Source organism: Allobosea sp. GW823-FHT01F03, from assembly GCF_058798075.1.
In genome coordinates this window covers 3,542,713-3,567,597 of sequence record NZ_CM179505.1, presented here as the reverse complement: position 1 = coordinate 3,567,597, position 24,885 = coordinate 3,542,713, and the positions used below count along the sequence as shown (strand labels likewise).

25 protein-coding genes are annotated in these 24,885 nt (G+C 67.2%); 13 read left to right on the top strand and 12 right to left on the bottom strand.

All coding sequences use genetic code 11. The annotated features are described in order from the left end of the window. Positions 1–10 precede the first annotated feature (10 nt). From modC to modA, 3 genes are read right to left on the bottom strand one after another with little or no spacing between them, the layout of a single operon-like run. A complete protein-coding gene (gene modC / locus AC3RCC_RS17130) occupies positions 11–1,099 on the bottom strand; it encodes a molybdenum ABC transporter ATP-binding protein (RefSeq protein ID WP_492256011.1) in 1,089 nt (362 codons plus the stop codon). Continuing rightward, complete coding sequence (gene modB / locus AC3RCC_RS17125) at positions 1,096–1,794, bottom strand: molybdate ABC transporter permease subunit (protein ID WP_291637742.1); 699 nt, start codon at positions 1,792–1,794, stop codon at positions 1,096–1,098. Before modB ends, modC begins: the two co-directional genes overlap by 4 nt. Beyond that, positions 1,791–2,597 (bottom strand): molybdate ABC transporter substrate-binding protein, encoded by an 807-nt coding sequence (gene modA, locus AC3RCC_RS17120; protein ID WP_492256010.1) that lies wholly within the window; start codon positions 2,595–2,597, stop codon positions 1,791–1,793. The genes modB and modA overlap by 4 nt, the downstream gene beginning before the upstream one ends. A 106-nt stretch (positions 2,598–2,703) precedes the next feature. On the opposite strand from modA, the gene AC3RCC_RS17115 reads away from it, so the two are divergent. Then, on the top strand, positions 2,704–2,910 hold the full coding sequence (locus AC3RCC_RS17115) for a TOBE domain-containing protein (RefSeq protein ID WP_291637738.1): 207 nt from the start codon (positions 2,704–2,706) through the stop codon (positions 2,908–2,910). A gap of 255 nt (positions 2,911–3,165) precedes the next feature. Further along, positions 3,166–3,873 (top strand): ankyrin repeat domain-containing protein, encoded by a 708-nt coding sequence (locus AC3RCC_RS17110; protein WP_492256009.1) that lies wholly within the window; start codon positions 3,166–3,168, stop codon positions 3,871–3,873. Positions 3,874–3,999: 126 nt separating this feature from the next. Here AC3RCC_RS17110 and sseA read toward each other — a convergent pair whose 3' ends face one another. Next, a complete protein-coding gene (gene sseA / locus AC3RCC_RS17105; RefSeq protein ID WP_291637734.1) occupies positions 4,000–4,854 on the bottom strand; it encodes a 3-mercaptopyruvate sulfurtransferase in 855 nt (284 codons plus the stop codon). 51 nt (positions 4,855–4,905) lie between these two features. Beyond that, on the bottom strand, positions 4,906–5,622 hold the full coding sequence (locus tag AC3RCC_RS17100) for an alanyl-tRNA editing protein (RefSeq protein ID WP_291637732.1): 717 nt from the start codon (positions 5,620–5,622) through the stop codon (positions 4,906–4,908). A gap of 162 nt (positions 5,623–5,784) precedes the next feature. On the opposite strand from AC3RCC_RS17100, the gene AC3RCC_RS17095 reads away from it, so the two are divergent. Further along, entirely contained in the window at positions 5,785–6,579 is a 795-nt protein-coding gene (locus tag AC3RCC_RS17095; protein WP_291637730.1) for an SDR family NAD(P)-dependent oxidoreductase, read from the top strand. A gap of 3 nt (positions 6,580–6,582) precedes the next feature. On the opposite strand, the gene AC3RCC_RS17090 is transcribed toward AC3RCC_RS17095, so the two are convergent. Beyond that, complete coding sequence (locus AC3RCC_RS17090; protein WP_492258795.1) at positions 6,583–8,055, bottom strand: cryptochrome/photolyase family protein; 1,473 nt, start codon at positions 8,053–8,055, stop codon at positions 6,583–6,585. Positions 8,056–8,222: 167 nt separating this feature from the next. Here AC3RCC_RS17090 and AC3RCC_RS17085 point away from each other — a divergent pair, with 167 nt between their 5' ends. Beyond that, on the top strand, positions 8,223–8,813 hold the full coding sequence (locus AC3RCC_RS17085) for a DUF2345 domain-containing protein (protein ID WP_291637728.1): 591 nt from the start codon (positions 8,223–8,225) through the stop codon (positions 8,811–8,813). Positions 8,814–8,913: 100 nt separating this feature from the next. Here the strand turns inward: AC3RCC_RS17085 and AC3RCC_RS17080 are convergent, their stop codons facing one another. After that, complete coding sequence (locus AC3RCC_RS17080; protein WP_492256008.1) at positions 8,914–12,102, bottom strand: efflux RND transporter permease subunit; 3,189 nt, start codon at positions 12,100–12,102, stop codon at positions 8,914–8,916. A 71-nt stretch (positions 12,103–12,173) separates the two neighbouring features. Then, the gene (locus tag AC3RCC_RS17075) at positions 12,174–13,310 is read right to left on the bottom strand and encodes an efflux RND transporter periplasmic adaptor subunit (RefSeq protein ID WP_291637724.1); all 1,137 of its coding nucleotides are present in this window, start codon (positions 13,308–13,310) and stop codon (positions 12,174–12,176) included. A gap of 252 nt (positions 13,311–13,562) precedes the next feature. Between AC3RCC_RS17075 and gatB the strand changes: the two genes are divergently transcribed. The 4 genes from gatB to AC3RCC_RS17055 all read left to right on the top strand — a co-directional run bounded on the left by gatB (position 13,563) and on the right by AC3RCC_RS17055 (position 17,064). Beyond that, on the top strand, positions 13,563–15,041 hold the full coding sequence (gene gatB, locus AC3RCC_RS17070) for an Asp-tRNA(Asn)/Glu-tRNA(Gln) amidotransferase subunit GatB (protein WP_291637722.1): 1,479 nt from the start codon (positions 13,563–13,565) through the stop codon (positions 15,039–15,041). A gap of 160 nt (positions 15,042–15,201) precedes the next feature. After that, entirely contained in the window at positions 15,202–15,708 is a 507-nt protein-coding gene (locus AC3RCC_RS17065; protein ID WP_492256007.1) for a GNAT family N-acetyltransferase, read from the top strand. 37 nt (positions 15,709–15,745) lie between these two features. Further along, the gene (locus AC3RCC_RS17060; RefSeq protein ID WP_291637718.1) at positions 15,746–16,231 is read left to right on the top strand and encodes a GNAT family N-acetyltransferase; all 486 of its coding nucleotides are present in this window, start codon (positions 15,746–15,748) and stop codon (positions 16,229–16,231) included. 125 nt (positions 16,232–16,356) lie between these two features. After that, positions 16,357–17,064 carry a glutathione S-transferase N-terminal domain-containing protein gene (locus AC3RCC_RS17055; protein ID WP_492256006.1) on the top strand — a complete coding sequence of 236 codons (708 nt, stop codon included), beginning with the start codon at positions 16,357–16,359 and terminating at the stop codon, positions 17,062–17,064. Between the two features lie 142 nt (positions 17,065–17,206). Here AC3RCC_RS17055 and AC3RCC_RS17050 read toward each other — a convergent pair whose 3' ends face one another. Then, positions 17,207–17,578, bottom strand: coding sequence for a DUF2147 domain-containing protein (locus AC3RCC_RS17050; protein WP_492256005.1), 372 nt, complete (start codon positions 17,576–17,578; stop codon positions 17,207–17,209). Between the two features lie 369 nt (positions 17,579–17,947). Between AC3RCC_RS17050 and AC3RCC_RS17045 the strand changes: the two genes are divergently transcribed. Together AC3RCC_RS17045 and ndk are read left to right on the top strand one after the other, a co-directional pair. Further along, positions 17,948–18,217 (top strand): sel1 repeat family protein, encoded by a 270-nt coding sequence (locus AC3RCC_RS17045; RefSeq protein WP_291639619.1) that lies wholly within the window; start codon positions 17,948–17,950, stop codon positions 18,215–18,217. 196 nt (positions 18,218–18,413) lie between these two features. Beyond that, positions 18,414–18,836 (top strand): nucleoside-diphosphate kinase, encoded by a 423-nt coding sequence (ndk, locus tag AC3RCC_RS17040; protein WP_291639617.1) that lies wholly within the window; start codon positions 18,414–18,416, stop codon positions 18,834–18,836. Between the two features lie 109 nt (positions 18,837–18,945). Here the strand turns inward: ndk and AC3RCC_RS17035 are convergent, their stop codons facing one another. Continuing rightward, complete coding sequence (locus AC3RCC_RS17035) at positions 18,946–19,767, bottom strand: MipA/OmpV family protein (RefSeq protein ID WP_291639615.1); 822 nt, start codon at positions 19,765–19,767, stop codon at positions 18,946–18,948. A 220-nt stretch (positions 19,768–19,987) separates the two neighbouring features. On the opposite strand from AC3RCC_RS17035, the gene AC3RCC_RS17030 reads away from it, so the two are divergent. Both AC3RCC_RS17030 and AC3RCC_RS17025 read left to right on the top strand, forming a co-directional pair. Next, positions 19,988–22,075: a molybdopterin-containing oxidoreductase family protein gene (locus AC3RCC_RS17030; protein WP_492256004.1), complete on the top strand. Its 2,088-nt coding sequence runs from the start codon at positions 19,988–19,990 to the stop codon at positions 22,073–22,075. Positions 22,076–22,244: 169 nt separating this feature from the next. Further along, on the top strand, positions 22,245–22,559 hold the full coding sequence (locus tag AC3RCC_RS17025) for a hypothetical protein (RefSeq protein ID WP_492256003.1): 315 nt from the start codon (positions 22,245–22,247) through the stop codon (positions 22,557–22,559). Positions 22,560–22,571: 12 nt separating this feature from the next. On the opposite strand, the gene AC3RCC_RS17020 is transcribed toward AC3RCC_RS17025, so the two are convergent. Beyond that, on the bottom strand, positions 22,572–23,291 hold the full coding sequence (locus AC3RCC_RS17020) for a glutathione S-transferase family protein (RefSeq protein ID WP_291639609.1): 720 nt from the start codon (positions 23,289–23,291) through the stop codon (positions 22,572–22,574). Positions 23,292–23,422: 131 nt separating this feature from the next. Between AC3RCC_RS17020 and AC3RCC_RS17015 the strand changes: the two genes are divergently transcribed. Then, positions 23,423–24,160 (top strand): helix-turn-helix transcriptional regulator, encoded by a 738-nt coding sequence (locus AC3RCC_RS17015; protein ID WP_291639607.1) that lies wholly within the window; start codon positions 23,423–23,425, stop codon positions 24,158–24,160. A 120-nt stretch (positions 24,161–24,280) separates the two neighbouring features. Here AC3RCC_RS17015 and purN read toward each other — a convergent pair whose 3' ends face one another. Further along, the gene (gene purN, locus AC3RCC_RS17010) at positions 24,281–24,844 is read right to left on the bottom strand and encodes a phosphoribosylglycinamide formyltransferase (RefSeq protein ID WP_492258794.1); all 564 of its coding nucleotides are present in this window, start codon (positions 24,842–24,844) and stop codon (positions 24,281–24,283) included. Between the last annotated feature and the right edge of the window lie 41 nt (positions 24,845–24,885).

Genomic DNA, 24,885 nt, shown 5'->3' with positions numbered 1-24,885 from the left:
GCGTCGGTCCTCACTGACCGTCGATCGAGACGCTCTTGATCACGGCGTAGACGGGCTGGCCGATCTTCAGGCCCAGATGCGCGGCCGATTTGCTCGTCAGACGCGCCAGCAGGCTGGCGCCGTTACAGTCGATGCCGATCTCGAGCGCCGAGCCGCCGCTCCGGCGCGCCCCGATCTTGGCGATCGTACCGCTGAGGACATTGAGCGCGCTGATGCCGTCCAGGGGCTTCAGGCTGACGAGCACATCGCTGGCCAGGATCCGGACGCGCAGCCGGCTGCCCAGAGCCTGCGCCCGATGCGGCACCTGCACCTGGCCGGCCTGGGTCTCGAGTATGGAGAGGCCGTGCTCGGGCTCATGGCGCAGGATCCGCGCATCGAGGACCGAGCCGGCTTCCGGCGCCGCCGAAAGGATCGGCACGTCGGGGCGCGACATCAGATCGATCGTGCTGCCGCTGGCGATGACGCGGCCCTGGTCGAGCACGACGAGATTGGAGGCCAGCCGCGCGACCTCGGCGACCGAATGCGAGACATAGACGATCGGAATGCCGAACGCGTCGCGCAGGCGCTCGACATAGGGCAGAATCTCGGCCTTGCGCGCTTCGTCGAGCGAGGCGAGGGGCTCGTCCATCAGCAGGAGCCGCGGCTTGGCCAGCAAGGCGCGGCCGATGGCGACGCGCTGCTTCTCGCCGCCCGAGAGCCTGCCGGGATGGCGCTGCAGCAGATGGCCGATGCCGAGCAGATCGAGCACGTCGCCAATGTCGCTGCCGACATCCGATTTGGGTGCGAACCACTGGCCGTAGAGCAGGTTCTGCCTCACCGTGAGATGTGGGAACAGCCGCGCCTCCTGGAAGACATAGCCGATCCGGCGCCTGTGCTTGGGCACGAAGATGCCGCGCTCGCTGTCGAGCAGCACCTGCCCGTCGATGGCGATGCGGCCGCGCTCCGGGCGGATGAGCCCGGCAATGATGTTGACCAGCGAGGTCTTGCCGGAGCCGGAGCGACCGAACAGCGCGGTCAGGCGGCCGTCCGAGGTGAAATCGGCCGCGAGCCTGAAGGCGCCGAGCTGGTGCGAGACCGCGATCTCGATGGCGTTCGTCATTCGACTGCGATCCGCTTTCCGATGACCCGCGCCAGCACTTCGGAGGCGAACAGGGCCGCGACCGAGATCGCGATCGAAATCAGCGTCAGCCGCAGCGCGCCGGCATCGCCATTCGGCACCTGGGTGAAGGTGTAGATCGCGGAGGGCAGGGTCTGCGTTTCCCCGGGAATGTTGGAGACGAAGGTGATGGTCGCGCCGAACTCGCCCATCGCCTTGGCGAAGCACAGGATCATGCCGGCGAGGATGCCAGGCAGGCAGAGCGGCAGCGTCACCGTCAGGAAGACCCAGAACGGGCTCGCGCCGAGCGTCCCCGCCGCATCTTCGAGCTTGCGGTCGACGGCCTCGATCGACAGGCGGATCGCCCGGACCAGCAGCGGAAAGCCCATCACGGCGCAGGCAAGCGCCGCCCCGGTCCAGCGGAAGGAGAGCACGATCCCGAACCAGTCATAAAGCCATTGCCCGATCGGGCCGCGCCGCCCGAAGCCGATCAGCAGCAGGTAGCCGGTGACGACGGGCGGCAGGATCAGCGGCAGGTGAACGAGCGCATCCAGCAGCGACTTGCCCCAGAAGCGCCCCCGCGCCAGCAGCCAGGCGGTGGCGATCCCGAAAGGCAGGCTCGCCAGCATGGCAGTGCTGGCGACGAGCAGGCTCAGCCGGACCGCCGTCCATTCCTCGGGCGAAAGCCAGTCGCTCACGAAGAGCTGGCGGGCTTGTTCAGTACCGTGAAGCCCTGCTTCTCGAACGACGCCTTGGCGCCGTTGCCGCGCAGGAAGGTGAGGAAGGCGGCGGCGTCGGGGTTGGTCGAATCCTTGGTCACCGCGACGGGGTAGATGATCGGCGGGTGGCTGTCCTCCGGGAAGGTCGCGATCACCTTGACCTTCGGATCGGCGGCGGCGTCGGTCGCGTAGACGATGCCGAGCGGCGCTTCGCCCCGGGAGACGAGCAGCAACGCGGCGCGGACATTATCGGCCTGCGCGACCTTGTCCTTGACCTTGTCCCAGCCGCCGAGCTTCTCCAGCGCCGCCTTGCCGTATTTTCCGGCCGGCACGGAATCGACATTGGCCATGGCGAGGCGGCCCGCGCCGAGCGTTGCGGCGAGATCGACGCCGGGCGCCAGCGTGGCGGTCGCGGTCGAATCGGAGGGGGCGATCAGCGCGATCCGGTTGGCGAGCAGGCTGACGCGGGTCTCGGGCTTGATCAGCTTCTTGCCGGCTACATAGTCCATCCAGTCGAGATCGGCTGAAAGGAACATGTCGGCGGGAGCGCCCTGTTCGAGCTGCTTGGCGAGCGCGCTGCTGGCGGCATAGGAAATCTTCGGCGCCGGCTTGCCGCTCTCCTTGACCCAGCTGGCGGCGGCTTCGTCGAGGGCGTTCTTCAAGCTGGCGGCCGCGAAGATCACCAGCTCCTTGGACTGGGCTTGTGCCTGGGAGGTTGCTGCGGCGAGCCCGATCAGCAGCGAGGCCGCAAAACCCAGGACTTGACGGCGGGGGAATGACATTGCTGACCTCGCTTTGGCTGTTGTCGCTATATCCGTTTGAATATAGCGCTAAACGGCAAAGGTCGAGTCCGCATGCCGCGGCTCGCCGTTCCATCTGGAGAAGATCATGAAGATCAGCGCCCGCAACCAGCTCAAGGGCACCATCATCGAGATCACCAAGGGGGCGACGACCGCCCATGTCCGCCTCGATGTCGGCGGCACGGTCGTGACCTCCGCGATCACCAATGCCGCGGTCGACGAGCTCAAGCTCGCGGTCGGCCAGAAGGCCTATGCCGTGGTCAAGGCCTCGGATGTGATGATCGCGATCGACTGACGTCTGAATCGCCCGAGCGATTGCCGGCCGGCATCGGCCCGGCTAGCCTCCTGAAAAGAAAAAGGCCCGCGCCGAAGCGCAGGCCGAAGTCTAGGGAGGAAACGCCCAAGGAGGGCGCCACAGCATCTCTGCTGCGGTGCACAAGAGATAGGGCGTTCCGCGGAGCGGTACAAGAGGGAAAGGGCAGAATCGCTGTCCTTTTTTTGAGCAAGTTGCCGCCTCTTGCGCCGATCGCGGAAACGGGAGGCCGCGATCATGGTTTTCGGGCAACGCGCAATCGGATTTCGCCTCGTCGGTGCCGTTTTCGGGCTGGCGGCGACGGTTGGATTCGGCCGGCCGGCAGTCGCGCAGATTCCACCGTCGCAGGCCGAGATCGCCGCCTATGTCGGGCTGCATGCCGCAGCACATCAGGGCGACATGGCGGCGTTGGAGCGAGCCCTGGCGCAGAAGCCGGAGCTCGATGCCCGCGACGGCCATGGCCGCACGGCGCTGCATGTCGCCGCTCATGCCGGCAGGCGCGAGATCATGCGCGCGCTGGTCGCGGCGGGGGCCGATCCGCGAGCCCTCGACGGCCAGCGCTATGACGCGATCACCATTGCGGCCGTCAACGACGATGTCGAGACGATGCGGGTCGCGCTGGCCATTGGCGGCGACGCCCGGGCCGTGACCAGCCCCTATGCCGGCACGGCCCTGATCGCCGCCGCGCATCTCGGCCATGACGCGGTGGTGAAGGCGCTGATCGCGGCGGGCGCGCCGCTCGACCATGTCAACAATCTCGGCTGGACCGCGCTGATCGAGGCCGTGATCCTCGGCGATGGCGGCCCGCGTCATGTCGAGACCGCCCGCGCGCTCGTCGCTGCCGGTGCCCGCCGCGATCTTGCCGACCGGGATGGCGCGACGCCGCTCGATCATGCCCGCCGCCGCGGCTATGCCGCGATGGAGGCCGTTCTGGAGCGGCGCTAGCCGGGCTATAGCATCGGACCGAAAAGTGGACTCCACTTTTCGGAAAACTCCGATGCGGTAACACTGAGATAGATCACCGTGGCCGCGTCCGAACCGACGCGCGGTGATCTAGGCGGCGCTCCTGGCTCAGCCCTTGGCCGGTCCTGTCGCGATCGGGCGGTCGCTCGCGCCCCATTCCGACCAGGAACCGTCATAGATCGCCCGTGCCGGCTTGCCGAGCGTCTCCAGCGCCGCCGAGAGGATCGCGGCCGAGACGCCCGAGCCGCAGCTCGTCACCATCGGCCTGTCGAGGTCGACGCCGGCCTCGCGGAAGGCAGCGGCGAGGGCATCGGGCGCCTTGAGCTTGCCGTCCGCCACCAGCGCCGAGGAGGGCAGGTTGAGCGCGCCCGGCATATGGCCGGAGCGGACACCCGGACGAGGCTCGGGCGCCTCGCCGCGGAAGCGCTCCGCCGGTCTTGCGTCGATCACCTGTGCCGAAGCGGTTTCGAGCGCCTTCGCCACGTCGTTCATGTCGGCGACGGCGGAATGGTCGAGCCGTGCCGTGAAGCTGCGCGGCTGGCGGGCGCGGGGCGCGCCTTCCTCGACCGGCCGGCCTTCGGCCAGCCATTGCGGCATGCCACCATCGAGGATCACCACGTCGCGGGCGCCGAAGGTCCGGAAGGTCCAGCGGACGCGCGGTGCCGAGAACAACCCGAGCCCGTCATAGACCACGATGCGCATGCCGTCGCCGATGCCCATCGCGCCGGCGGCCGCCGCAAAGGCCTCGGGACGCGGCAGCATGTGCGGCAAGGGCGATTCCGTGTCCTTGACGGCGTCGATATCGAAGCGGACCGCCCCGGGGATGCGCCGCTCGGCATATTCGGCGGCGGGATCGCGCGCCAGCGCCGGCAGATACCAGGAACCGTCGACGACGACGATGTCGGGCGCGTCGAGCCTCTCGGCCAGCCATTGGGTGGAGACGAAGACATCGTTGCTGGCCATGGAGCGGGGTTCCTCGAAGGAGTCTGTTTTCAGTGACTTGGAGAGAAGTCTTCAGGCGAGTGCGATGCGGACGCGCCGGTTCTGCTTGCCCTTTTTCTCGATGCCGGTGACCGCGACCTTGCCGATTTCGGCGGTGTTGCGGACATGCGTTCCGCCGCAGGGCTGGAGGTCGATTTCGTCGATTCTCACCAGCCTGACCCGGCCGGACCCGCGCGGCGGCTTGACCGACATGGTCTTGACCAGGCCGGGATTGGCGTCGAGCTCCTCATCGGTGATCCAGCTTTCGGTCACTGCCGCGTTGCGGCCGATCAACTCGTTCAGCTTCTCGTCGATCTCGGCCTTGTCGAGTCCGCCTTCCGGAATGTCGAAATCGAGCCGGCCATCGCCTTCGCCGATGGCGCCGCCGGTGACCGGGTAAGGCAGGGCGACGCTGAGCAGGTGCAGTGCGGTGTGGATGCGCATGCGCTTCAGCCGGCGCTCCCAGTCGAGCCGGGCGGTGACCTTGTCGCCGACGGCCGGAGCGGCCTGCCCCTCCAGGGGCACATGCAGAATGCGGCTCTTGTCCTCGGGATCATAGATCGTGGTGCCGATCGCGATCTCGCGGCCATCGGCCGTGACGAGGAGGCCGGCATCGCCCGGCTGTCCACCGCCGGTGGCATAGAATACCGTCTGGTCGAGCTCGATGCCGCCGCGCTCGTTGACGGAAAGAACGGTCGCCGTGGTTTCGCTCTGATAGGCGTCGGCGCGGAACAGCAATTCGGTCGGCATGTAGATCTCCCTGGGATCGTCAGCTTATCGCAGGCCCGGCGGCTGCGGCAAAGATGCCTGCGATCGATGATCCTCTTCGCCGACGGGGCTTCCGCCGCGCCGCTGCTGTGACTAGGTTGCCGGGCTGGATCGCCGGTTCATCACCGGTGAGGGGACCCCTCGATGACCATGCCACGCATGCAGCCGAAGGACGGCGTCGCCTGGATCACCGGTGCGAGTTCCGGCATCGGTGCGGCGGTGGCGCTCGAACTGGCGCGGCGTGGCTGGACGGTGGCGATTACGGCCCGGCGCCTCGAACTGCTCGAGGAGGTCGCTCTGCAGGGCGCAGGCCTGCCGGGGCGCATCGTCGCTCATGCCGGCGACGTCACCGATCCCGAGGCGATGCGCGCCGTCGTCGAGGGTATCGAGAGCGTCCACGGCCCGATCGCGCTCGCCTTCCTCAATGCCGGTACGGCCCAGGGCAACCGGCCCGACGCGCTGGATGCGGCGACCTTCGAGCGCATCTTCGCCGTCAACCTGTTCGGCGTGGTGCGCGGGGTTTCGGCCCTGATCGAGAATATGAGCGATCGCGGCAAGGGCCAGATCGCCGTCAACGCCTCGCTCGTCGGCTATGCCGGCATGCCGGGGAGCGGTGCCTATGGCGCCTCCAAGGCTGCGGCGATCCATCTTTGCGAGAGCCTGCGCTTTGAATGCGACCGGCTCGGCATCCGCCTGCAGCTGGTCAATCCCGGCTTCGTCGACACGCCGATGACCAAGCGCAACAGTTTTGCGATGCCGCTGCTGATGAGCGAACAGACGGCGGCGGCCCGTATCGCCGACGGCCTTGCCCGAGGCGGCTTCGAGATCGTCTTCCCGCGGCGCCTCGCCTGGACGCTGAAACTGATCCGGCTCTTGCCCTATCCGCTCTATTTCCGCGCGGCGCGGGCCCTGGCCGGCGGGACGAATCGCGACGGCTGAATCTCAGGCTTCCTCGGCGGCGCCGTCCGCCCTGAGCTGCGCCAGCGCGGCGAGCGCGCGCCTGCGGCCGAAGTCGAGATCGACGATCGGCCGGGGATAGTTCTCGCCCAGCCTGATTCCGGCCTCGTGCAGAATGGCTTGCGGCGCGCTCCAGGGGCGGTGGACGAACCTGGCGTCGAGCTTCGCGAGCTCCGGCACGAAGCGTCTGACATAGGCGCCGTCGGGATCGAACTTCTCGCCCTGGGTCACCGGGTTGAAGATACGGAAATAGGGCGCCGCGTCGGCGCCGGACCCTGCCACCCATTGCCAGCTAGCGGCGTTGTTGGCCGGGTCGGCGTCGACCAGCGTGTCCCAGAACCAGGCTTCGCCGGCACGCCAGTCGGTCAGCAAATGCTTGATCAGGAAGGAGGCGGTCACCATGCGCACGCGGTTGTGCATCCAGCCGGTCTGCCAGAGCTCGCGCATGCCGGCATCGACGATCGGGTAGCCGGTCAGTCCCTTCCGCCAGGCCGCGAGCCCGGCCATGTCCTGCTCCCAGCCGAAGCCGTCGAAGCGTCGATTGAAGTTGCGCGTCGCCAGCTCGGGGTTGTGGAACAGCAGGTGATAGGAGAATTCGCGCCAGCCGATCTCGGACAGGAATTTCTCGGCGTCGGCCGGGCTCCCCGTCGTCTCGCCGGTTTCGAGCGCCATCTGCACGGTCTGCCAGATCTGGCGCGGGCCGATCTCGCCAAAGCGCAGATGCGGCGAGAGCCGCGATGTCGCCGGCCGGTCCGGCCGGTCCCGTTCGGTGCGGTAGCCGGCGAGGCATTCGTCGAGGAAATCGGTCAGGCGGGCCTGGGCTCCGTCCTCACCGGGCGTCCAGCTTTCGCGCAGACCGCCGGCCCAGTCGGGCTTGCCCGGCTCGAGACCGAGCTCGTCGACCGACAGCGTCATGTCGCGCAGGGAGGCCGGCAGCTCCGCCTTGCGGATGGCCTCCGGCGCCGGCAGGGGTGGGTGCGGCGTGCCGCGCTCGCGGGCGGCGCGCCAATAGGGCGTGAAGACCTGCATCGGCCCGCCTGCCTTGCTCTTCACCTGCCAGGGCTCGTTGAGCAGGGCGGCGTTGAAGCTTTCCACCGCGACCCCGCTCGCCGCGAGCTCGGCTTTCAGGGCCTTGTCGAGCGCGATGGCGGGCGCCTCATAGCGCCGGTTCCAGGCGACGAAGCCGATGCCGGCTTCCCGAACCAGACGGGGCAGGATCTGTGCAGGATCGCCGCGCATCACGAGGAGCTCGCCGCCGCGCGCCGTGATCGCGGCCGAAAGCGCCGTAAGCGAGCGCGACAGCCACCAGCGCGCCGCGCCGCCGAGCGCCTGCCGCTTCGGCGACGTGTCGAGGATGTAGAGGCAGAGGGTCGGGCCGTGATCGAGAGCGGCGGTCAGGGCCGGATTGTCGGAGAGACGCAGATCCTCGCGGAACCAGACCAGGGCGGGGCCTTGCATCACGTCTCTGCTGCTCCTTCCGGCACTGCTTTCCGCCGTTGCCAGGCGTCCCGGATCGGAGATGGATCGTTCTGCCGTAACGTCATTGCGTGCTGCCTCCGGCCGGGGCCGTGATACACTCGCCGCGGCTGCGGGTCGAGAACGGGCATCGTCGGGGAGGCAGTCTGATGGCGACACCGGAAGTGGAGGCGCTGACGCGCCGCGTGGCCGCACTCGAAACCCAGCTCGCGGCCTTGCTCCAGGCGATCAATGTCGGCCGTGGCGGCTCGGTCGCGATCAGCGCGCCGACCGGCTTGAGCATCACCGTGGGCGGCAATTGCACGATCAGCGCCGGGGCCGAGCTGACGTTGAACGCCGGCAGCAACTTCAGGACGAGTGTCGGCAGCGCCTACACGCTGCAATCCGGCGCCGGCATCAGGTTGGCGGCCGGTACCGGTATCGGTATCTTCGCCGCGACCGCGCTCAACCTTAATGCCAACAGGCAGATCAGCCTGACGACGCGCGCCTTCGAGGTCGCGGCCGCAGTCAGCATCGACATCGACAGCAGCAAGGATTTCGCCATCGCCAGCGGCCGGGCGCTCAGCGTCGAGGCTGCCGACGGCATGCTGCTCGATTCCGGTGCGGCCTCCCTCCACCTGAAAAAGGATGGCTCGGTCGATCTCAAGGGCAAGGACGTCAACATCCGGGCCGGCGGCAGGATCAATGCCGTCGCGAGTTCCGACGTGACGATCAAGGGCTCCAAGATCCTCCAGAACTGAGATTCTGCAGAACTGAGAGCCGGCGCTCGGCTTCGCCCTCCGGAAACGAAAACCCCGCCCGGGCCGGGTGGCCGGGGCGGGGTTCGTTTGCGTTCGCGCCTCAGTGGGTCTGGGGCGCCGTGGCTTCCGTCGCCGGCTTTTTCTTCTTCTGGGGAGCGAGCGAGGCGAGCCAGCGCACGACCACATAGAAGACCGGCGTGAACAGCAGGCCGAACAGGGTGACGCCGATCATGCCGGAGAACACCGCAATGCCGAGCACCTGGCGCATCTCCGCGCCGGCGCCGACCGAGATCGTCAGCGGCAGTACGCCGAGGATGAAGGCGAGCGAGGTCATCAGGATCGGCCGCAGACGGGTTCTCGCGGCGGCGATGGCGGCATCGCGCCGGCTCATCCCCTCGTCCTCTGCCTGCTTGGCGAACTCGACGATCAGGATCGCGTTCTTCGCCGCCAGACCGACCAGCACCACGAGCCCGATATCGACCAGCACGTTGCGGTCGAAATCCTTGTAGCCGACGCCGATCATCGCCGCGAGGATACACATCGGCACGATCAGGATGACGGCGAGCGGCAGGGTCCAGCTCTCATAGAGTGCCGCCAGCAGCAGGAAGACGAAGACCACGGCGAGACCGAAGGCGATGATCGCGGTGTTGCCGGCGAGCTTCTCCTGCAGCGCGATCTCGGTCCATTCGAAGCCGAAGCCGGCCGGCAGGACCTGGCTCGCGATCTTCTCCACCGCCGCGATGCCCTGGCCGGTCGAGTAGCCGCGCGCCATCGACAGCTGCACTTCCGCCGCCGGATAGAGATTGTAGCGCGGCACGCGATAGGCGCCGGTCGTGTCCGAGAAGGTTGCGACCGAGCCGATCGGCACCATCTCGCCATCGGCATTGCGCGTCTTCAGATTGGCGACGTCGCGGATATCGAGCCGGTGCGGGTTGTCCGCCTGGGCCGTGACGCGGAAGGTCCGGCCGAGCAGGTTGAAGTCGTTGACATAGGCCGAACCCATATAGATCGAGAGCGTCTCGAAGATGCGGGTCACGGGCACGCCGAGCATTTCGGCCTTGGTCCTGTCGATATCCGCGTAGATCTGCGGCGTCCTCGTCGAGAACAGGGTGAAGGGCTGCTGGATGCCAGGGGTCTGTCCCGCGGTTCCCGCCACGGCCCAGGTCGCTGCTTCCAGCGCCGTGAGGCCGCGGCCACCGCGATCCTGAACATAGCCCTTGAGACCGCCACCGCTGCCGATGCCCGGAACCGCCGGAGGCTCGATGATCAGCGCGAAGGCCTCGCCGACCTGGAAGAGCTGGGTCCTGAGATCGTTGAGGATGCCCTGCGTCGTCAGGCCGGCCTTGGCGCGCTCGCGGAAGTCGCTGAGCGTGACGAAGGCGACGCCGGCATTGGGTGCGAGCGTGAAGGTCGCTCCGTCGAGGCCGGCGAAGGCGACGGCATGGGCGACGCCGGGCCGCGACAGCAGAATGTCGGTCGCCTTGCGGATGACCGCGTCGGTGCGCGGCAGCGACGAGCCCGGCGGCAGCTGGAAGACAGCGATGAAGTAGCCGCGGTCGAGTTGCGGTACGAGGCCGGTCGGGACGGCGGCGAGGCGCTGGCCGGCGACCGCGATCAGGGCGGCATAGACCAGGAGCATGATGACGCCGAAGCGGATCAGACGCGAGGTCACCGCGCCATAGGCGCGCGACAGCCAGTCGAACGCCATGTTGAAGTACTTGAAGAACCAGCGCAGCGGCGCGGTGAGCGTCGCGAGGACGCCGGTCGGCTTCTCATGGCTGTGCGGCTTCAGCAGGATTGCAGCGAGCGCCGGCGACAGCGTCAGCGAGACGAAGCAGGAGATCGCCGTCGACGCCGCGATGGTTACCGCGAACTGCTGGTAGAAGGTGCCTTGCAGGCCGGTGATGAAGGCCGTCGGGATGAACACGGCGCAGAGCACGAGTGCGATCGCGAACAGGGCGCCGCCGACCTCGTCCATCGTCTTGTGCGCGGCGTCCACCGCGCTCATGCCTTGCGCCAGATAGCGCTCGACGTTCTCGACCACGACGATGGCGTCATCGACCACGATGCCGATCGCCAGCACCAGCGCCAGCAGCGAGATCGTGTTGAAGGAGATGCCGACCGCGCTCATCACCAGGAAGGTGCCGACCAGCGAGACCGGGATCGCGATGATCGGGATGATCGCGGCGCGCCAGGTCTGCAGGAACAGGATCACGACGATCACGACGAGCACGACCGCCTCGAGCAGCGTCGTCACCACGGCGGAGACCGACTCCCTGATGAACTCCGTCGGGTTGTAGACGATGGTGTGTTCGACACCGGCCGGGAAGGTCTTCGACAGCTCCTGCATCGTCTTGATGAGGGCGTCGGAGGCCGCGAGCGCGTTGGTGCCCGGACGCTGGAACACGCCGATCGCGACCGCCTCCTTGTTGTCGAGATAGGAGTTCGAGAGATAGTCCTGCGCCCCGAGTTCGACGCGGGCGACGTCGCGCAGCCGGATCGTGCCGCCATCCGCATCCGAGCGGACGACGATATTGTAGAACTCGTCGACGGTGGTGAGGCGGCCGAGCGTGTTGACCGAGAGCTGGAAGGCGCCGTCCGACTGCGCCGGCGGCTGGTTGATCGCGCCCGCCGCGACCTGGATATTGGCGGCGCGGATCGCCGCGACGACATCGCCGGCGGTCAGGTTGCGCGAGGCGACCTTGGCCGGATCGAGCCAGACGCGCATCGAATAGTCGCGCGCGCCGAAGACCTGGACGTCGCCGACGCCCTCGACGCGGGTCAGCACGTCCTTGACGTTCAGCGTGGTGTAGTTCGAGACGTATTGCTGGTCGCGCGAACCGTCCGGCGACAGCATGTGGATGACCATCAGGAAGTCCGGCGAGGCCTTGCGGACCTGCAGGCCGAGCGTGCGCACCTCCTGCGGCAGGCGCGGCTCGGCCGCCGAGACGCGATTCTGCACCAGAACCTGGGCCTGGTCGACATCGGTGCCGCCCTTGAAGACGACGTTGATCGAGACGCGCCCGTCGCCGGTCGACTGCGACGAGATGTAGAGCATGTCGTCGACGCCGTTGACCTCCTGCTCGATCGGCGCCGCGACGGTAGCCGCGACGACCTCGGCCGAGGCGCCCGGATAGGTCGCGGTGATCGTCACGGTCGGTGGGGCGATCTCGGGATATTCCGCGATCGGCAGGGTGCGCAGGGTGATCGCGCCGGCGATGGTCAGCAAGACCGAAAGGACGGTCGCGAAGATCGGCCGGTCGATGAAGAAATGGGCGAAGCGGAACATGCTTTGGTCCTGGCCAGGAAGGGCAGGCGGACGGGCGATACCGTCCGCTGGCGTCGTGCGGCGTGCGCGCCTTACTTGGCGGCGGCCGCCTTGATCTCGGTCTGCTGCGGCGTCACCGTCACGCCGGGCCGGACCATCGGATTGGCGAGACCGGTGACGATCACCCTGTCGCCGGCGGTCAGTCCCTTGACGATCACGCGCAGCCCGTCCGTGATCTGGCCGAGGGTGACGGGCTTGGGCACGACCTTGTTGTCGGCGCTGACCGTCAGCACGATCTTGTTGGCCTGGTCGGAGACGATCACCGAATCCGGTACCAGCAGGCCGTCGACCTCGCCGGCATCGAGGCGCAACCGCCCGAAGGCGCCAGGCGTCAGGAAGCGGTCGCTGTTGGCGAAGACGGCGCGGCCGCGGATCGTGCCCGAACGGGCGTTCAGGGTATTGTCGACGAAGTCGATCTTGCCGGTCCGGTTCCAGCTCGTCTCGTCCGAGAGGCGCACGCGCGCCTCCGGAGCGACGCCGCGCAGGCTGGCGAGACGGGCATAGCGCAGATAGTCGGCCTCCGAGACGTCGAAGACGAACTTGATCGGATCGAGCGCAACGATGGTCGTGAGCAGGGTCGCGCCGGACTGCCCGCCGGCGATCAGGTTGCCGGCGTCGACGCGCCGGTTGGACAGCCGGCCGGCGAGCGGGGCGCGCACCTGCGTCCATTCGAGATTGAGCTCGGCCGTCTTCAGATTGGCCTCGGCCGCCTGGTGCGAGGCGATCGCGCCGTTGAGGTTGGCGCGGCGCTGGTCGATGTCGCGGGCGGTGATCGTCCGGTTCTGGGTCAAGGCCTCGGCGCGCTCGACCTCGTTCTGGTTGAGGTCGACCTGGGCCTTGGTGCGGGCGACCTCGGCGCGCGCGGCGTCGACCGCGAGCGTGTAGGGCCGCTGGTCGATGGTGAAGAGCAGGTCGCCCGCCTTCACCATGTCGCCGTCCTTGAAATGGATCTTGTCGACGAAGCCCGAGACGCGTGCCCGCACCTCGACCTGCTCGTCGGCTTCGAAGCGGCCGGTGAACTCGTCCCAATTGGTGACCCGCTTGGCCAGCGGCGTCGCCACGGTGACCGGCGGCGCAGGAGGCGCACCCTGCGCGATCGCCGCGAGCGGAAAGGCCGGGAGGGCGGCCGCCAAGACGAAAAGCGCCCTGCGGGAGCGACGGCGGATCATGGGTGACTCCGAAATGAATGCGGGCCCGGCGCGAGCTGCGGTTTCCCGACGGTCAGGCAGAAATGCTGTAGTGCTGACGATTGTCAAGATACGTCACTCGACATTCGTGCGGCCTTGCGTGTCGCGGCCGGGATTGTGGTGCCATCGGGGCGCAGCGGCAACAGATGCTTGCTGGCGGCTGCGCAAGGCTCTACCTGAGGGGTTCGTCAATTTCTGGCAGGGCCGGCCGCCCGCCGTTTCCGGAACATCGCCATGAACGCCCATTCACGCCCCGCCGATCCGAAGAAGCTCATCAAGGGGGCAACCGGTGACTGGGAGGTCGTGATCGGCCTGGAGATCCATGCCCAGGTGACCTCCAACGCCAAGCTGTTCTCCGGCTCCTCCACGGCCTTCGGCGGCGAGCCGAACGCCCATGTCAGCCTGGTCGATGCGGCAATGCCCGGGATGCTGCCGGTGATCAACGAGGAATGCGTGCGCCAGGCGGTCCGCACCGGGCTCGGCCTGAATGCGCAGATCAACCACCGCTCGGTCTTCGACCGCAAGAACTACTTCTATCCGGATCTGCCGCAGGGCTACCAGATCAGCCAGTACAAGCACCCGATCGTCGGGGAGGGCGAGATCGCGGTCGACCTGTCGCCGACCGAGCAGATCACGGTGGGCATCGAGCGCCTGCATCTCGAGCAGGACGCCGGCAAGTCGATGCACGACCAGCACCCGACCATGAGCTTCGTCGACCTCAACCGTTCGGGCGTCGCGCTGATGGAGATCGTCTCCAAGCCGGATCTGCGCTCGGCCGACGAGGCCAAGGCCTATGTCTCGAAGCTGCGCACCATCCTGCGCTATATCGGCTCCTGCGACGGCGACATGGAGAAGGGCAATCTGCGCGCCGACGTCAACGTCTCCGTGCGCAAGCCGGGCGAGCCCTTCGGCACGCGCTGCGAGATCAAGAACGTCAACTCGATCCGCTTCATCGGCCAGGCGGTCGAGGTCGAGGCCCGCCGCCAGATCGGCATCCTCGAGGATGGCGGTTCGATCGATCAGGAGACGCGCCTCTACGATCCCGGCAAGGGCGAGACGCGCTCGATGCGCTCCAAGGAGGAGGCGCACGACTACCGCTATTTCCCCGATCCGGACCTGCTGCCGCTCGAATTCGACGATGCTTTCGTCGACGATCTGAAGCAGCATCTTCCCGAGCTGCCGGACGCCAAGAAGGCGCGCTTCATCGCCGAATACGGGCTCTCGCCCTATGACGCCTCGGTGCTGGTCGCCGAGCGCGACCAGGCCGATTATTTCGAGGCGGTGGCGAAAGGCCGCGACGGCAAGGCCGCCGCGAACTGGGTGATCAACGAGCTGTTCGGCCGCCTCAACAAGGAGGGCAAGGAGGTCTCGACCTCGCCGGTCTCGGCTGCCCAGCTCGGTGGCCTCGTCGACCTGATCGGCGAGGGCGTGATCTCCGGCAAGATCGCCAAGGACCTGTTCGAGATCCTCTGGACCGAAGGTGGCGATCCCAGAGAAATCGTCGAGGCCCGCGGCATGAAGCAGGTCACCGACACCGGCGCCATCGAGAAGGCGGTCGACGAGATCATCGCCGCCAATCCGGACAAGGTCGAGCAGGTCAAGGCGAAGCCGACCATGCTCGGCTGGTTCGTCGGACAGGCGATGAAGGCCTCGGGCGGCAAGGCCAATCCGCAGGCCCTGAACGAGATCCTGAAGGCGAAACTGGGGATTTAACGCTGAAGCGCTCCGTCAACCCGGACCAGCGGCGAAGCCGCGCCGCTCCCGGATCCATCGTAAGGCTCTGTTCCCTACGATGGATTCCGGCGCTCCGCTTTGCTGCGGCCGGAATGACGGGGAGGGAAGGCCGCCGATCCCCAGGCGATCGAGCCGGGCGATGATCCCCAGGAACTTGATCATCCGCGACGCGACTTCGGCCGATCTGTCGGCCGTGCGCGCGCTGCTGGTCGAGACCTGGCATGCGACCTATGATGGCATCTATGGCTGGCGTCGTGTCGCCGAGATTACCAATGCTTGGCATTCGCTCGATGCGCTCGCCGCTCAGCTCGGGCGCGAGAGCGGTGTTTTCCTGGTCGCGCTGATCGGCGAGGAGGTCGTCGGCACGGCCTCGGCCCGCAGCGAGCCCGATCATGCGGCGCTGTTGACACGGCTCTACGTCCTGCCGGCGAGGCAGGGCGAGGGCATCGGCCGGACGTTGCTCCAGGTCGCGCTCGCCTGCTTCCCGGATGCGCCGGTGGCGCGGCTCGAGGTCGAAAGCCAGAACGAGCCGGCTATCGCCTTCTACGAGCGCATGGGTTTCTTCCTGCAGCGCCAGGCCCGTTTCGACGGGCGCGAGGACACCCCCAACACCTTGATCATGGCCAGGCGGCTGTTCGTCGGTTGAGCGCGCGCCAGCCAAGGCCTTTTCCCCGGAGACTGCGATGAACGACGTGTCCAACCCGCATGGGATCACAATGCGCGCGGCGACCCGTGCCGACGCCCCGCGCATCGCGGCCCTGATCCTGATGGGGGCAGCCAAGCAGACGCGCACGGAGGTCGAGATCGAGGAAGAGGCGGCTCATCCTGCCTATCTCAGCGCGTTCGACGAGGTCGCGGCGAGCCCGCATAACAGGCTCTTCGTCGCCGAGCTCGACGGCGCGGTGGTCGGCACCTTGCAGGTGACGCTGATCCCGGGTCTGGTCAATCGCGGCCGCAAACGTGCCAAGCTCGAGAGCGTGCATGTCGACCCGGCTCAGCGCAGCCGCGGCATCGGTGCCGTCATGGTCGCCTTCGCGGTCGATTTCGCCCGGCGCAACGGGGTGGGGCTGGTCGAGCTCACCTCGAACAAGTCCCGCGAGGCGGCGCACCGCTTCTACCGGCGGCTCGGCTTCGAACAGAGCCATGAGGGCTTCAAGCTCGAGCTCTGAGGCCGGCGCTACGCTCCCTCACGGCATGGCTCGCCCGCCCTGGACGCGCGGCCGATCAGCTTACGCAGCCGCGGCCGGCTTCCTAGAGTGACCGGCCAACCTCAACGCAGACGAGGATGCAACGCATGTCGCAAGAGCAGACCAAGCCGATCGATCTCTATTACTGGCCGACGCCGAATGGCTGGAAGATCACCATCATGCTCGAGGAGTGCGGGCTGCCCTACGAAATCGTGCCGGTGAACATCGGCAAGGGCGACCAGTTCAAGCCGGAATTCCTCGCCTTCTCGCCAAACAACCGGATGCCGGCGATCATCGATCCGCAGGGGCCGGACGGCACGCCGATCTCGGTCTTCGAATCCGGTGCGATCCTGCAATATCTCGGCCGCAAGACCGGGAAATTCTATCCGGCCGACGAGCGTGCCCGCGTCGCCGTCGATGAATGGCTGTTCTGGCAGATGGGCGGATTCGGGCCGATGCTCGGCCAGACCCATCATTTCCGCATCTACGCGCCGGAGAAGGTGCCCTACGCGATCGAGCGCTACACCAATGAGGCGAATCGACTCTATGGCGTGCTGAACCGGCGCCTCGAAGGCCGTGAATTCATCTGCGACGCCTATTCGATCGCCGACATGGCCTGCATCGGCTGGGCCCGTGGCTGGGAGCGCCAGGGCCAGGACATCGCGCAATTCCCCAATGTCGCGCGCTGGCTCGAGACGATGCTGGCGCGTCCGGCCGTCCAGCGTGGGCTTGCCGTCGGTGCGGAGCTGCGCAACTCGGCCGGCATCTCGACGCCGGAGGAGAAGGCGATCCTGTTCGGCCAGAAGGCGCGCTGACGCCGCTTGAACCCACGGCCGTCATGCTCGCCCTTGTGGCGAGCATCCACGCCTTGAACACTGTGCTCGATCAGCGAAGCGAAGACGTGGATGGTCGGGACAAGCCCGACCATGACGGCTGACCGGGCCAAGCGGACTTAAGTCAATTGCTCCGCGACCATTTCACCGAGCGGCAGATCAACCCGCCCATGACGCAGCCGGCCGTGGTCAGCGTGTCCCCGGAAAGGCTCATCGTCCCCGAATAGGTCTTGCCGTCCTCGGGGTTGAAGGCGCTGCCGCTCCATTTTCCGGCGCTGGACGGCTTCATGTCGTAGAAGATGCGCTGGCCCAGCTTGGCCGGTCCGCTGCTGTCCTTGAGCCAGGAGATCGTGCCGCAGACGGCCTCGCCGCATTTGGCGAGGCGCACCTTGGAAGCGCCACTGTCGCGCAGCCAGGTGCCGGTGACCTCCTGGGCGAGGGACGGGGTGGCGAATATGGCGAGTGCCGCGGCGATCGCGAACGGGCGAAGGCTCATGACGTTCCTCCTCTGGCAGTGACCAGCGTTGATTGCATGGTTCAGATGTAAACTATATCCGAGCCCGGATTGGCTTCAAGAGGGCGAGCCGGATGGCGCGACGTCCCTCGCCAACTCCTGGCGAATGGCCGAGAGGGTGAATCCTCCGTCAATGCCTGCCGCTGCGTAACTTTTCGATGGCGTTGAAATCATTCGCTGTTTCGGCGCGGAAGGCTGAATCGAGCGTTGATTTAACCGCGCGCTTACGAGTCGTTGAGCTTCGATTCATCTCGAATTTTAGCGGAGTCTTTTACCGCCTGGCTCGAACCTCCTCATCAAGAAGCGCGGCCCGGGAAGGGTCGGGCCACGGTGAAAACAGGGTGGTTTGTCATGGCACGCATGGAGATGAGCGCGATCCCGGCCTCGCTGGCGATCCCGATGGAAGCCTCGGCCGAGGCCTATTACGAGCTCGGCCTGATGCACGCCGCCGGCCGCGCGGCCCCGGTCGATCTGGTCGCCGCGCAGAAATGGTTCAACGTCGCGCTCGCCAAGGGTTGCAGCCGCGCTGCCGCCCACCGTGCCGAACTCGCCCAGGAGATGAGCCGCGAGGAGGTCGCCGAGGCGCTGCGCGAGGCGCGCAGGTTCCTGACCCGGCACTGAGGATCAGGCCAGGTCGGGCGACCGGGTGCGTGCGATTTTTGAGCCCTCATCCTGAGGAGCGATCGTAGGAGCGCGGCTCCTCAGGATGAGGGCTCGAGGGACAGTTGCGATCCAAGCCGTCGCAGCCTTGTGGCCGGGGGAGGGCGCCGCTATAAGCGCGCCGCATTCTCCCGATTTTGCCCCAAGGATTACAACGATGGCTGTCCAGCGTACCTTTTCCATTCTCAAGCCCGACGCGACGCGTCGCAACCTCACGGGCGCGGTCAATGCGGTCATCGAGAAGGCCGGCCTGCGCATCGTCGCGCAGAAGCGCATCCAGATGACCAAGGCCCAGGCCGAGACCTTCTACGCCGTCCACAGCGCGCGTCCCTTCTTCGGCGAGCTCGTCGAGTTCATGACCTCCGGCCCGGTCGTCGTGCAGGTCCTCGAAGGCGAGAACGCCATCGCCGCCTATCGCGAGGTGATGGGCGCCACCAACCCGGCCAACGCCGCCGAGGGCACCGTCCGCAAGCTCTTCGCCGAGTCGGTCGGCGAAAACACCGTCCATGGCTCGGACGCCCCGGAGACCGCCGCGATCGAGATCGCCCAGTTCTTCTCGGGCAATGAGATCGTCGGCTGAGCCGATCGCCTTTCAGGCGTCGATAACAAGAAGGGCGGGTCCGCGAGGGCCCGCCCTTTCTGTTTCTGCCACCATCCCTGACGAGACGGCGGAATGTCCGGCGATCAGGCTAATTGAAGCCGAGATCGAAGGCGTAGGTCGCGGAGATGCCGACCGTGATCGAGTCGCGCGAGCCATAGGTCTTGACGATTGGCGCCTTGGCGGCGTCGCCCACCAGGTGCTTGTACTCGACATAGGCGGTGGTCTGGAGCTTGTCGCTCCAGGCATAGGTCGCCTGGGCGATCGCGCCGACCGAATGGACGCCGGTGTTGAAGCGTTGCAGCAGGCCGCCATTGCCGGCCCAGGCGCCGCCGAAATAGGTGCGGACATAGTCGGCGCTCGCAATGGTCATGCGCGGGCCGGCGCCGATCGACCAGGCGCCGATGCGCTGGAACGCCTCGACCTTGACCTCGGCAACGACGCCGTCATGCGCGACGATGCCGCGGCGCAGATCGACACGGCCGCGCAGCCAGGAGGTCGGGTAGAATTCGGCGAAGACGCCGCCCTCGCCGCCGAATTTGGTGTCGGGAACGCCGGTGATGCGCAGCGCCGCATTGGTGCTGGCCTTGCGCTCCCAGAGCAGATTGCCGGAGAAGCCGACGCGCCAGGCCTTGCCGGAAAAGAAGCCGATGCTGATCGCATCGTCCTCGGCCGACCACCATGTGCTCCTGGTGCCGCGCCCGAGCGAGATGATGCCGCGCGGCCGGAAGATGTAGTCGTTGGAGCCGACATAGTCGGGCTGGTAGCGCAGGCCTGCACCCAGCGTCAGGTGCCAGTTCTGGGCCGATTCAGGCGAGGTGTACTGGGTGTATTCCGGAGATTGTGCCTTTGCCGGAGCCGCAAGCACGGAAGCCAGGCCGACAAGGCCAGCAAGGAACGCAACGCAACGCATCATCACAACTCCGGCGCCGAGGCGCCCCAAACCAGACCAACGGCGACAATCTGATTCATTAGTCTTAACCCGAGGTTGATGCGCCGCGTCGGGGCGGGTGGAAAGTTGCTGCCTACCAGAAGAGGTCGATTCGGTGCGAATCGGAACCATGCGCCGTCTCGCCGCCGGCTTTGGCGGGAACGATCTTCCGCCGAGCCTGGACCTGTTCTAGGAAGGAGGGATGACAGAACTTCCCCGCGTCGAGCGCCTGCCTTCCGTCTGTCCGCATGATTGTCCTTCGGCCTGTTCGCTGGAGGTCGAGGTCATCGACGGCCGCAGCATCGGCCGTGTCCGTGGCAGCAAGCGCCAGAGCTACACCGACGGGGTGATCTGCGCCAAGGTCGCGCGTTACGCCGAGCGCATCCACCATCCCGACCGCCTGCTTCATCCGCTGCGGCGTGTCGGGCCCAAGGGTTCGGGCGCCTTCGAGCGCATCTCCTGGGACGAGGCGCTGGACGAGGTCGCCGAGCGCTTCCTCGCGCTGGAGGCGCAGTTCGGCGCCGATACGATCTGGCCCTATTACTATGCCGGTACGATGGGGCTGGTGATGCGCGACGGCATCAACCGCCTGCGCCATGCCAAGCGCTATTCCGGCCAGTTCTCGACGATCTGCACCACATCGGCCTGGACCGGCTACATCGCCGGCACGGGCCGGCTCGCCGGTTCCGATCCGCGCGAGATGGCCAAGTCCGACTGCGTCGTGATCTGGGGCACCAACCCGGTGCACACCCAGGTCAACGTCATGCACCACGCGGTCAAGGCCCGTAAGGAGCGCGGCGCCAAGATCGTGGCGATCGACATCTACCGCAACGCCACCATCGACCAGGCCGATCTCGGCCTCGTGCTGCGTCCGGGCACGGACGGCGCGCTCGCCTGTGGCGTGATGCATGTGCTGTTTCGCGACGGGCTGGCCGACCGCGACTATCTCGCTCGCTTCACCGATGCGCCCGAGGAGCTGGAGAGCCATCTGGCGACGCGCACGCCGGAATGGGCGGCGGCGATCACCGGTCTTTCGGTCGCGGAGATCGAGGCCTTCGCGGAGCTCGTCGGCACGCGCAAGCGCAGCTATTTTCGGCTCGGCTATGGTTTCGCGCGCCAGCGCAACGGCGCCGTCAATATGCATGCGGCGCTCTGCGTGCCGGCAGTCACCGGTGCCTGGCAGCATGAGGGCGGCGGCGCCTTCCACTCGAACAGCGGCGTCTACAAATGGCGCAAAAGCCTGATCGAGGGGCTCGACAAGGCCGATCCGAAGACCCGCCAGCTCGACCAGTCGCAGATCGGCCGCATCCTGACGGGGGATGCTGCGGCGCTGCGGCAGGGCCAGCCGGTCCGGGCGCTGTTCATCCAGAACACCAACCCGGTCACGGTCGCGCCCGAGCAGGAGCTCGTGAAGCGCGGCTTCGCCCGCGACGACCTCTTCACCGTCGTGCACGAGCAGTTCATGACCGAGACTGCCGCCATGGCCGACATCGTGCTGCCGGCGACGCAGTTCATGGAGCATGACGACCTCTATCAGGGGGGCGGCCACCAGCACATCATGTGGGGCGGCAAGCTGATCGACCCGCCGGGCGAGTGCCGCTCGAATCATGAGGTGATCTGCGCCCTGGCCCAGCGCCTCGGCGCCGAGCATCGCGGCTTTTCGCTGAGTCCGCGCGAGATCGTCGACTGGACCTTGCAGCAGACCGGGCGCGGCACGCTCGAGGAGCTGATCGCCAGCGAATTCCACGACATCCAGCCAGATTTTGAGGCCGCGCATTATCTCAAGGGCTTCGGCTGGCCGGATGGCCGATTCCGCTTCAAGCCGGACTGGAGCAAGGTCCCCAACAGCAATGCCGGCCTCGCAGGCCCGCATGCCACGATCCCGGCCATGCCTGACCATTGGAACGTGATCGAGGCCGCCGATGCCGAGCATCCTTTCCGGCTTGCGACCAGCCCGGCCCGCAACTTCCTGAACTCGTCCTTCACCGAGACGCCGACCGCGCGCAAGAAGGAGGGCGGACCGACCCTGATGCTGCATCCCGACGATGCGGCTGGACTCGGCATCGTCCAGGGCGACGCCATCCTGGTCGGCAACCGCCGCGGCGAGGTCCATCTCGACGCCGTGCTGTTCGACGGGCTGGTACGCGGCGTCGTCATCGCCGAGTCGATCTGGCCGAACGGCGCCCATCGCGGCGGCCGCGGCATCAACACCCTGACCGGCGCGGACTCGATCGCGCCTTTCGGCGGCGCCGCCTTCCACGACAACAGGGTCTGGATTCGCAAACTGTGACCTTTGCGTCATTGCTTTTTCGCTGGTGCTGTGGACCATCCACTGCTGCGTAGGCGGGTCATTCAAGAGCGGATTCGGGACTTTCGCTCGGGCTGCGCCGCGAAGACGGAACGGTTCGACAATGATCACGCGGCGGGTTGGAGCGGCCTTTTGGGTCGCCGGGTTGTCCATGCTGGTTTCGGCGCAGGTGGCGTTCGCCGCCGCTGGCACGAGCGCCTTGCCGCCCCCTGATCCGACCGCCAAGAACCTGACGCCCTACATGATTCAGCTGCGGGCCTTCGATGCCTGCCTCGTCACCCAGTCGCGGCTGATGAACACGACCCGCGAGGCGGTGCACTCGCCCTGCAGCTGCTATGCCAAGGGCACGGTCAATTCCATGACCAAGGACGAGATCCAGGCCTTTCGCGAGACCGGTTACTTCAACGATTCCGCCCGCGCCAAGGGCTATGAATTCATCGACCGCTGCAAGTTGCAGCGGCCCTGAAGCAGGCTGTCGTCAGGCCGGCGCGCTCTCCGCGTCGACCTTGAAATAGCGCTCGCGCATCCGGCCGGCATAGGCGACGAGGTTGGGATGCTCGATGAGCGCCGCGCGCAGCGGTGACTCGAAGGTTTCGCACAGCCCGCCGATCATGAAGGCGCCGAGCGTCGCGTCGCCGCCGCAAGGATCGGGCCCGGTGAGGTAAGGCTTGCCGCCGAGCAGGCCCGAGAGCGAGCCCAGTGCCTGCCGCGCCAGGACCAGACGCTCGGCATCGCTGTGCCGGCCGATGCCCTGGCCATGCAGGTCGCGGCGAACCTGGCGCTTGACCATGGCGATGACCAGCGGGCGCAGGGGCGTCGGCACGGCACTGAAGAAGTGGCGCGGTCCGCGGTCGAAATTCGCGGCGTCGGCCCAGCGTTCCTGGACGATATGCCAGTAGAGGTGGTCCTCCAGCATCTTCTCGACCGCCCAGGCGAGGCCACGCTGCTCGGCGCTGAGTCCGTGATCGAAATCGATGCCGTGCTTGCGCTCGAGATGCAGCCGGATGAAGCTGGTATCGGGGATGACCTCGCCCTCGTCGACCAGCACCGGGAACTTGCCCTTCGGCGCCTTGCGCAGATTGCCGCGGACCCGACGATAGGGCAGCCTCGACATCTCCATCAGGATGATGGCCTTGGTACAGAACGGGCTGGGGTCAGGCAGGCCGAAGCCGGGCCCAAAGACGTGCAGTTCCAGCATGAAATCTCCTCGAAACAGCGCTGCCCCGGCTCGGCCGGCCACCATACTGCTGCCACGCTGCTGACAATGATTGTCAGGGCATCTGCGGCAGAGTGACGCTAATCCATCTTTCCCGAAGCGGAAGCCCCGTCATGCAACGCGCTGAACGTTTGCTCGATCTGATCCAGGGGCTGCGCCGTCGCCGCCGCCCTGTCACCGCCGAGACGCTGGCCTCCGAGCTCGATGTCTCCGTGCGCACCGTCTATCGCGACATTGCCGCGCTGCTGCGCCAGGGCGTCCCGGTGCGCGGCGAGGCCGGCATCGGCTATGTCCTCGATGCCGGCTTCGACCTGCCGCCGCTGATGTTCTCGCCCGATGAGATCGAGGCCGTGCTGGTCGGCATGCGCTGGCTCTCCGAGCGCGCCGACCCGACGCTGGCGCGCGCCGCCGAGGATGTCGTCTCGAAGGTCGCGGCGGTGCTGCCGGCGCATCTGCGCCCGATCCTGCTCGATGGGGCGCTGTTCGCGCCGGCCTATTGCAAGGACATGGTCGTCGATCAGGTCGATGTCGCGGCCGTCCGTGCCGCGATCCGCAATGGCCGCAAGCTCGAGATCAGCTATCGCGACGAGGCCGGCAATCCGTCGAGCCGGGTGATCTGGCCGATCGGCCTCACCTTCTTCGAGCGCGTGCGCATGGTCATCGCCTGGTGCGAGCTCCGGCAGGCCTTCCGCCATTTCCGCACCGACCGCATCGCCGAGCTGACGGCGCGCGAGGAGCGCTATCCGGCGAGACGGGCCGACCTGTTCCGCCGCTGGCAGAAGGAGGAGCAGGAGGTTGCGGCGCGGCGCGCGCTGGAGCAGCAGGCCGCGATGGTGGCGAGCGTTCAGTAGCAGCGGGGAGCGCGTCATGCTCGGGCTTGACCCGAGCATCTCAGGGCGGAGGAGGCTCCGGCCCGTAATGTCTCGTCGTGAGGTTCTCGAGCCTGCGCATCGCCCGCGAATGACGGTCGGCTAGCTGTTGGCCTGCGCCTCGTCTTCCAGCTTCGCCGCGCCCGACGCGACAAGCGCCAGCGCCCGCGGATAGAGGACGTGCTCCTGCTCCAGCACCCGCGCCGACAGGCTCGCCTCGTCGTCGCCGGGCAGGACCGGGACTTTCGCCTGCAGGATGGTCGGGCCGGCGTCGAGCTCGGGCACGACGAAATGCACGGTGCAGCCATGTTCGCTGACACCGGCCTCCAGCGCCCGGGCATGGGTATGCGTGCCGCGGAAGTCCGGCAGCAGGGAGGGGTGGATATTGACCAGCCGCCCCTGCCAGCGCGTCACGAACCAGGGCGTCAGCACGCGCATGAAGCCGGCGAGCGCGACGAGTTCGATCTGGTTGACGCGCAAGACCTCGTCGAGCTTGCGTTCGAACGCCTCGCGGTCCTTTCCAAAGGGGCGATGGTCGACGGATGCCGTGGCGATGCCGGCCTGCCGGGCGCGCTCGAGTCCGCCAGCCTCCGGCAAGTTGGCCGCGACCAGCACGATCTCGGCCGGGAAATCGGCCGCCTGCGCCGCCTCGATCAGGGCGACCATGTTCGAGCCGCGGCCCGAGATCAGGATCGCGGTGCGGACCC

What these genes read in the sequence shown, in the direction of transcription:
- AC3RCC_RS17015 (WP_291639607.1), top strand. Translation starts at nt 23,423, where the DNA reads ATGCAACGCGCTGAACGTTTGCTCGATCTGATCCAGGGGCTGCGCCGT.
- ndk (WP_291639617.1), top strand. Translation starts at nt 18,414, where the DNA reads ATGGCTGTCCAGCGTACCTTTTCCATTCTCAAGCCCGACGCGACGCGT.
- AC3RCC_RS17095 (WP_291637730.1), top strand. Translation starts at nt 5,785, where the DNA reads ATGACCATGCCACGCATGCAGCCGAAGGACGGCGTCGCCTGGATCACC.
- AC3RCC_RS17110 (WP_492256009.1), top strand. Translation starts at nt 3,166, where the DNA reads ATGGTTTTCGGGCAACGCGCAATCGGATTTCGCCTCGTCGGTGCCGTT.
- AC3RCC_RS17080 (WP_492256008.1), bottom strand. Translation starts at nt 12,102, where the DNA reads ATGTTCCGCTTCGCCCATTTCTTCATCGACCGGCCGATCTTCGCGACC.
- AC3RCC_RS17030 (WP_492256004.1), top strand. Translation starts at nt 19,988, where the DNA reads ATGACAGAACTTCCCCGCGTCGAGCGCCTGCCTTCCGTCTGTCCGCAT.
- AC3RCC_RS17100 (WP_291637732.1), bottom strand. Translation starts at nt 5,622, where the DNA reads ATGCCGACCGAATTGCTGTTCCGCGCCGACGCCTATCAGAGCGAAACC.
- AC3RCC_RS17055 (WP_492256006.1), top strand. Translation starts at nt 16,357, where the DNA reads ATGTCGCAAGAGCAGACCAAGCCGATCGATCTCTATTACTGGCCGACG.
- modA (WP_492256010.1), bottom strand. Translation starts at nt 2,597, where the DNA reads ATGTCATTCCCCCGCCGTCAAGTCCTGGGTTTTGCGGCCTCGCTGCTG.
- AC3RCC_RS17045 (WP_291639619.1), top strand. Translation starts at nt 17,948, where the DNA reads ATGGCACGCATGGAGATGAGCGCGATCCCGGCCTCGCTGGCGATCCCG.
- AC3RCC_RS17060 (WP_291637718.1), top strand. Translation starts at nt 15,746, where the DNA reads ATGAACGACGTGTCCAACCCGCATGGGATCACAATGCGCGCGGCGACC.
- AC3RCC_RS17050 (WP_492256005.1), bottom strand. Translation starts at nt 17,578, where the DNA reads ATGAGCCTTCGCCCGTTCGCGATCGCCGCGGCACTCGCCATATTCGCC.
- purN (WP_492258794.1), bottom strand. Translation starts at nt 24,844, where the DNA reads ATGGTCGCCCTGATCGAGGCGGCGCAGGCGGCCGATTTCCCGGCCGAG.
- sseA (WP_291637734.1), bottom strand. Translation starts at nt 4,854, where the DNA reads ATGGCCAGCAACGATGTCTTCGTCTCCACCCAATGGCTGGCCGAGAGG.
- AC3RCC_RS17035 (WP_291639615.1), bottom strand. Translation starts at nt 19,767, where the DNA reads ATGCGTTGCGTTGCGTTCCTTGCTGGCCTTGTCGGCCTGGCTTCCGTG.
- AC3RCC_RS17085 (WP_291637728.1), top strand. Translation starts at nt 8,223, where the DNA reads ATGGCGACACCGGAAGTGGAGGCGCTGACGCGCCGCGTGGCCGCACTC.
- gatB (WP_291637722.1), top strand. Translation starts at nt 13,563, where the DNA reads ATGAACGCCCATTCACGCCCCGCCGATCCGAAGAAGCTCATCAAGGGG.
- AC3RCC_RS17020 (WP_291639609.1), bottom strand. Translation starts at nt 23,291, where the DNA reads ATGCTGGAACTGCACGTCTTTGGGCCCGGCTTCGGCCTGCCTGACCCC.
- AC3RCC_RS17090 (WP_492258795.1), bottom strand. Translation starts at nt 8,055, where the DNA reads ATGCAAGGCCCCGCCCTGGTCTGGTTCCGCGAGGATCTGCGTCTCTCC.
- AC3RCC_RS17115 (WP_291637738.1), top strand. Translation starts at nt 2,704, where the DNA reads ATGAAGATCAGCGCCCGCAACCAGCTCAAGGGCACCATCATCGAGATC.
- AC3RCC_RS17025 (WP_492256003.1), top strand. Translation starts at nt 22,245, where the DNA reads ATGCTGGTTTCGGCGCAGGTGGCGTTCGCCGCCGCTGGCACGAGCGCC.
- AC3RCC_RS17075 (WP_291637724.1), bottom strand. Translation starts at nt 13,310, where the DNA reads ATGATCCGCCGTCGCTCCCGCAGGGCGCTTTTCGTCTTGGCGGCCGCC.
- modC (WP_492256011.1), bottom strand. Translation starts at nt 1,099, where the DNA reads ATGACGAACGCCATCGAGATCGCGGTCTCGCACCAGCTCGGCGCCTTC.
- AC3RCC_RS17065 (WP_492256007.1), top strand. Translation starts at nt 15,202, where the DNA reads ATGATCCCCAGGAACTTGATCATCCGCGACGCGACTTCGGCCGATCTG.